Here is a 6,083-nt window from a genome sequence, read left to right as displayed (position 1 = left end):
CAGACAACTTTTCCTTCTTTTCCTCCAAACCTGTCTGAAGTTGTCTCATGTTCTGACAACTTTTCACCCTTATCCTTTAAACCTGTCTGAAGTTGCCTCATGTTCTGACAACTTTTTCTTCTTTTCCTCAAAACCTGTCTGAAGTTGTCTCATGTTCTGACAACTTTTCCTTCTTTTCCTCCAAACCTGTCTGAAGTTGTCTCACGTTCTGACAACTTTTCACCCTTATCCTTTAAACCTGTCTGAAGTTGCCTCATGTTCTGACAGCTTTTAATCCTTTGACTCCAAACCTGTCCGAAGATGAACCAGGTTCAGATAACTACTTTGCATACTTCATCTCTAAACTTGTCCTAAAGCAGGTTAGATCAGTTACTGCAACGTCTTGCAAATTTTGATTGAAAATGCATCTATAGATTGGCATACAAAAAAAGAACAGCTATAACAGCTGTTCTTTCGTGTGCCCGGCGGCGTCCTACTCTCACAGGGGGAAACCCTCAACTACCATCGGCGCTGAGAAGCTTAACTTCCGTGTTCGGTATGGGAACGGGTGTGACCTTCTCGCCATCGCCACCAGACTATTTGGTTCGAGGATTTGCACCCTCAAAACTAGATAATGTTGTCAGAAGAATAAGAAGAAACGAGTAATCTATTTTGGTTAAGTCCTCGAACGATTAGTATCAGTCAGCTCCACACGTCACCGCGCTTCCACCTCTGACCTATCAACCTGATCATCTTTCAGGGTTCTTACTAGCTTGCGCTATGGGAAATCTCATCTTGAGGGGGGCTTCATGCTTAGATGCTTTCAGCACTTATCCCGTCCGCACATAGCTACCCAGCGATGCCTTTGGCAAGACAACTGGTACACCAGCGGTGCGTCCATCCCGGTCCTCTCGTACTAAGGACAGCTCCTCTCAAATTTCCTGCGCCCACGACGGATAGGGACCGAACTGTCTCACGACGTTCTGAACCCAGCTCGCGTACCGCTTTAATGGGCGAACAGCCCAACCCTTGGGACCGACTACAGCCCCAGGATGCGATGAGCCGACATCGAGGTGCCAAACCTCCCCGTCGATGTGGACTCTTGGGGGAGATAAGCCTGTTATCCCCGGGGTAGCTTTTATCCGTTGAGCGATGGCCCTTCCATGCGGAACCACCGGATCACTAAGCCCGACTTTCGTCCCTGCTCGACTTGTAGGTCTCGCAGTCAAGCTCCCTTGTGCCTTTACACTCTGCGAATGATTTCCAACCATTCTGAGGGAACCTTTGGGCGCCTCCGTTACTCTTTAGGAGGCGACCGCCCCAGTCAAACTGCCCACCTGACACTGTCTCCCGCCCCGATCAGGGGCGTGGGTTAGAATTTCAATACAGCCAGGGTAGTATCCCACCGACGCCTCCACCGAAGCTGGCGCTCCGGTTTCTCAGGCTCCTACCTATCCTGTACAAGCTGTACCAAAATTCAATATCAGGCTACAGTAAAGCTCCACGGGGTCTTTCCGTCCTGTCGCGGGTAACCTGCATCTTCACAGGTACTATAATTTCACCGAGTCTCTCGTTGAGACAGTGCCCAGATCGTTACGCCTTTCGTGCGGGTCGGAACTTACCCGACAAGGAATTTCGCTACCTTAGGACCGTTATAGTTACGGCCGCCGTTTACTGGGGCTTCGATTCAGAGCTTCGCGTGAGCTAACCCCTCCTCTTAACCTTCCAGCACCGGGCAGGCGTCAGCCCCTATACTTCGCCTTGCGGCTTCGCAGAGACCTGTGTTTTTGCTAAACAGTCGCCTGGGCCTATTCACTGCGGCTCATCTAGGCTATTCACCCAAATGAGCACCCCTTCTCCCGAAGTTACGGGGTCATTTTGCCGAGTTCCTTAACAATAGTTCTCTCGCTCGTCTTAGGATTCTCTCCTCGCCTACCTGTGTCGGTTTGCGGTACGGGCACCTTAATCTAACTAGAGGCTTTTCTTGACAGTGTGGAATCAGTAAGTTCGCGACGATAATGTCGCTTCCCCATCACATCTCAGAATTGTTAAGACGGATTTGCCAATCCTAACTCCCTAAATGCTTAGACGCACACAACCAACGGTGCGCTTAACCTATCCTCCTGTGTCACCCCATTGCTCAAACGATCTTTGGTGGTACAGGAATTTCAACCTGTTGTCCATCGCCTACGACTTTCGTCCTCGGCTTAGGTCCCGACTAACCCTGAGTGGACGAACCTACCTCAGGAAACCTTAGGCTTTCGACGGGTGGGATTCTCACCCACCTCTCGCTACTCATGCCAACATTCTCTCTTGTATGCAGTCCACCACTCCTTACGGTATGACTTCAGCCCGCATACAATGCTCCCCTACCCCTGTCATGGCACAAATGCTAGTCTCAGATTTGGTTTTAGCTTTTTGACAATCTGGTTGAATCTTCTTCGCTTCTTGAGCGGAGCTCAGAAGTTTCAACAAAGCTTACTTCACCCCGTAGGGTTTGATCTGAAAATACCATTTGTACCATGACAAGCCGTAGCTTCGGTGACAGGTTTGAGCCCCGGTAATCTTCGGCGCAGGATCACTCGACTAGTGAGCTATTACGCACTCTTTGAATGAATGGCTGCTTCTAAGCCAACATCCTAGTTGTCTGTGCAATCCCACATCCTTTTCCACTTAACCTGTACTTAGGGACCTTAGCTGACGGTCTGGGCTGTTTCCCTTTTGACCACGAAACTTATCTCACGTAGTCTGACTCCCAAAGTAATGATTACGGCATTCGGAGTTTGATAGGTTTTGGTAACCGGTGAGGGCCCCTAGACCATTCAGTGCTCTACCTCCGTATCACATTCTTTGAGGCTAGCCCTAAAGCTATTTCGGGGAGAACCAGCTATCTCCGAGTTCGATTGGAATTTCTCCGCTATCCACAGGTCATCCCGTAGTTTTTCAACACTAATGAGTTCGGACCTCCACGAAATTTTACTTCCGCTTCATCCTGCCCATGGATAGGTCACCCGGTTTCGGGTCTACGGCATGCAACTCATTCGCCCTATTCAGACTCGCTTTCGCTGCGGCTCCGCTGCATAACAGCTTAACCTTGCTGCATACCGTAACTCGTTGGCCCGTTCTACAAAAAGTACGCGATCGTCCATATAAAGGACTTTCACTGCTTGTAAACATAGGGTTTCAGGTTCTCTTTCACTCCCCTCCCGGGGTTCTTTTCACCTTTCCCTCACGGTACTATACGCTATCGGTCACCAGGTAGTATTTAGCCTTGGGGGGTGGTCCCCCCTGCTTCCCACAAGGTTTCACGTGTCTCGTGGTACTCTGGATTATGTTCAGAAGTCTTCTTGTTTTGCCTACAGGACTATTACCTCCTATGGTGGGCCTTTCCAGACCGCTTCGACTACAATAGCCACTTCCTTTGTGAACATATCCGCAACCCCAGAAGGAAAACCTTCTGGTTTGGGCTAATCCCTTTTCGCTCGCCGCTACTTAGGGAATCGAGTTTTCTTTCTCTTCCTCAGGGTACTTAGATGTTTCAGTTCCCCTGGTATGCCTCTGCATTACCTATTGATTCAGTAATGAGTACTTAAGCTTTACTTAAGTAGGTTTCCCCATTCGGAAATCCCCGGATCAAAACCTGCTTGCGGTTCCCCGAGGCTTATCGCAGCTTACCACGTCCTTCATCGGCTCCTGGTGCCAAGGCATTCACCCTATGCTCTTAGTAACTTGACCAGAAAATTGTATAGTTATTTTGGCTTCCAGTCTCCAGTCCCCAGTCACCAGTTTTTTTACTGGTAGCCGGCAGCTGGTAGCTGTTAGCCGCTGTTCTCTTTGTTCATTGTTCAGTTTTCAAGGTACATTTGTGGTGGAGGTAAAGAGGATCGAACTCTTGACCCCCTGCGTGCAAGGCAGGTGCTCTCCCAGCTGAGCTATACCCCCACATGGAAATTAAGTTATTCGCTGCTCGGTGTTCGGTTACCGGTGAGTTAGGTCTATCTATAGGGTCTCTATAGATTCCGTGACACCGGGTCCCGTGGACCGCGTACCGTCTGAAAGACGCTTGGTCTCTCAAAACTATACAGTGTAAGAATACGCCATGCTCCTTAGAAAGGAGGTGATCCAGCCGCACCTTCCGATACGGCTACCTTGTTACGACTTCACCCCAGTCATTGATTTCACCTTCGGCAGTTCCCTCCTTGCGGTTGGGCAACTGACTTCGGGTGCCACCAACTCCCATGGTGTGACGGGCGGTGTGTACAAGACCCGGGAACGCATTCACCGCGGCATTCTGATCCGCGATTACTAGCAACTCCGACTTCATGTGGGCGAGTTGCAGCCCACAATCCGAACTGAGACTGGCTTTTGGGATTTGCTCCCCCTTACGGGTTCGCTGCCCGTTGTACCAGCCATTGTAGCACGTGTGTAGCCCAGAACATAAGGGGCATGATGATTTGACGTCATCCCCACCTTCCTCCGAGTTATCCCCGGCAGTCTCTCTAGAGTGCCCAACTTTACTTGCTGGCAACTAAAGACAAGGGTTGCGCTCGTTGCGGGACTTAACCCAACATCTCACGACACGAGCTGACGACAACCATGCACCACCTGTCTCTCCGTCCCCGAAGGGATTTCCCACGTTACTGGTAATGCGGAGGATGTCAAGTCCTGGTAAGGTTCTTCGCGTTGCTTCGAATTAAACCACATGCTCCGCTGCTTGTGCGGGTCCCCGTCAATTCCTTTGAGTTTCACTCTTGCGAGCGTACTCCCCAGGCGGAGTGCTTAATGCGTTAGCTGCGGCACCGAAGCCTGTCGGCTCCGACACCTAGCACTCATCGTTTACAGCGTGGACTACCAGGGTATCTAATCCTGTTTGCTCCCCACGCTTTCGTGCCTCAGCGTCAGTTACAGTCCAGTAAGTCGCCTTCGCCACTGGTGTTCCTCCTAATATCTACGCATTTCACCGCTACACTAGGAATTCCACTTACCTCTCCTGCACTCAAGTCAACAAGTTTCCAAGGCTTACTACGGTTGAGCCGTAGCCTTTCACCCCAGACTTTGTCGACCGCCTACGCACCCTTTACGCCCAGTGATTCCGGATAACGCTTGCCCCCTACGTATTACCGCGGCTGCTGGCACGTAGTTAGCCGGGGCTTCCTCCTATGGTACCGTCATTTGTTCTTCCCATAGGACAGAGCTTTACGACCCGAAGGCCTTCATCGCTCACGCGGCGTTGCTGCATCAGGGTTTCCCCCATTGTGCAATATTCCCCACTGCTGCCTCCCGTAGGAGTCTGGACCGTGTCTCAGTTCCAGTGTGGCCGATCACCCTCTCAGGTCGGCTACTGATCGTCGCCTTGGTGAGCCATTACCTCACCAACTAGCTAATCAGACGCGGGTCCATCCTATACCAATAAATCTTTGACTGATGTATCATGCGATACTCCAGTATTATGGGGTATTAGCACACCTTTCGGTGTGTTATCCCCCTGTATAGGGCAGGTTACCCACGCGTTACTCACCCGTCCGCCGCTAGGTCGCTTCGAAGCAAGCTTCTCCACAACCCCGCTCGACTTGCATGTGTTAGGCACGCCGCCAGCGTTCATCCTGAGCCAGGATCAAACTCTCAATAAAAAAATTTCGAAAACACTGTTGCATGTTGTATGTTTAATGTTATATGTTTTCGGGTCTATCTTTTAGGTTTAACCCCTCAAAACATTCCCTAGAACATTCAACCTTCAACCTCCAACATTTAACTGTAATTATGCTGGCTTAATTCTTACACTGTGTAGTTTTCAAAGACCAAATATGGTAACGTTTTCATTGGTCAACCTCTCGTGTTGACTCTTATTATGTTACACTAATCTTGCGCTTATGTCAAGCTGCTTTTTGTTGGTAATTTCTATCGTATTTCTTCTTGAGCAGATATTAACTATATCATGTATCGCATCTCTTGTCAACATGTATTTCAGTAAAAAATGAAGGGCTGATGACCAACCCCTGCTGTCTCAAGGACAAGATATACTATACCATAGTTTTTCTATGAAATCAACAGCTTATATCCTTGTAAATTATTCCATTTCAACCCTAAATCCCTTCATATATTAC

At 49.5% G+C, this 6,083-nt stretch carries 1 tRNA gene and 3 rRNA genes; all 4 read right to left on the bottom strand.

The features are described 5' to 3' along the window. Window positions 1-459: 459 nt before the first annotated feature. The 4 genes from rrf to ACH0QE_RS06215 all read right to left on the bottom strand — a co-directional run bounded on the left by rrf (window position 460) and on the right by ACH0QE_RS06215 (window position 5,609). Window positions 460-575: ribosomal RNA gene (gene rrf / locus ACH0QE_RS06230) — 5S ribosomal RNA — on the bottom strand. Between the two features lie 76 nt (window positions 576-651). Further along, window positions 652-3,714 (bottom strand): 23S ribosomal RNA (locus ACH0QE_RS06225). A 131-nt stretch (window positions 3,715-3,845) separates the two neighbouring features. After that, window positions 3,846-3,921 (bottom strand) — tRNA-Ala (locus ACH0QE_RS06220). A gap of 168 nt (window positions 3,922-4,089) precedes the next feature. Further along, window positions 4,090-5,609, bottom strand: a 16S ribosomal RNA gene (locus tag ACH0QE_RS06215). Together the 16S, 23S and 5S rRNA genes with 1 tRNA gene alongside form the textbook arrangement of a ribosomal RNA operon. Between the last annotated feature and the right edge of the window lie 474 nt (window positions 5,610-6,083).

The sequence above is a fragment of the Mesobacillus sp. genome, assembly GCF_047739415.1.
In the GTDB taxonomy this organism is placed as follows: Bacteria; Bacillota; Bacilli; order Bacillales; family Cytobacillaceae; genus Mesobacillus.
Note: the sequence above shows the minus strand (reverse complement) of the source record. Positions and strands in the feature narration are given on the sequence as shown.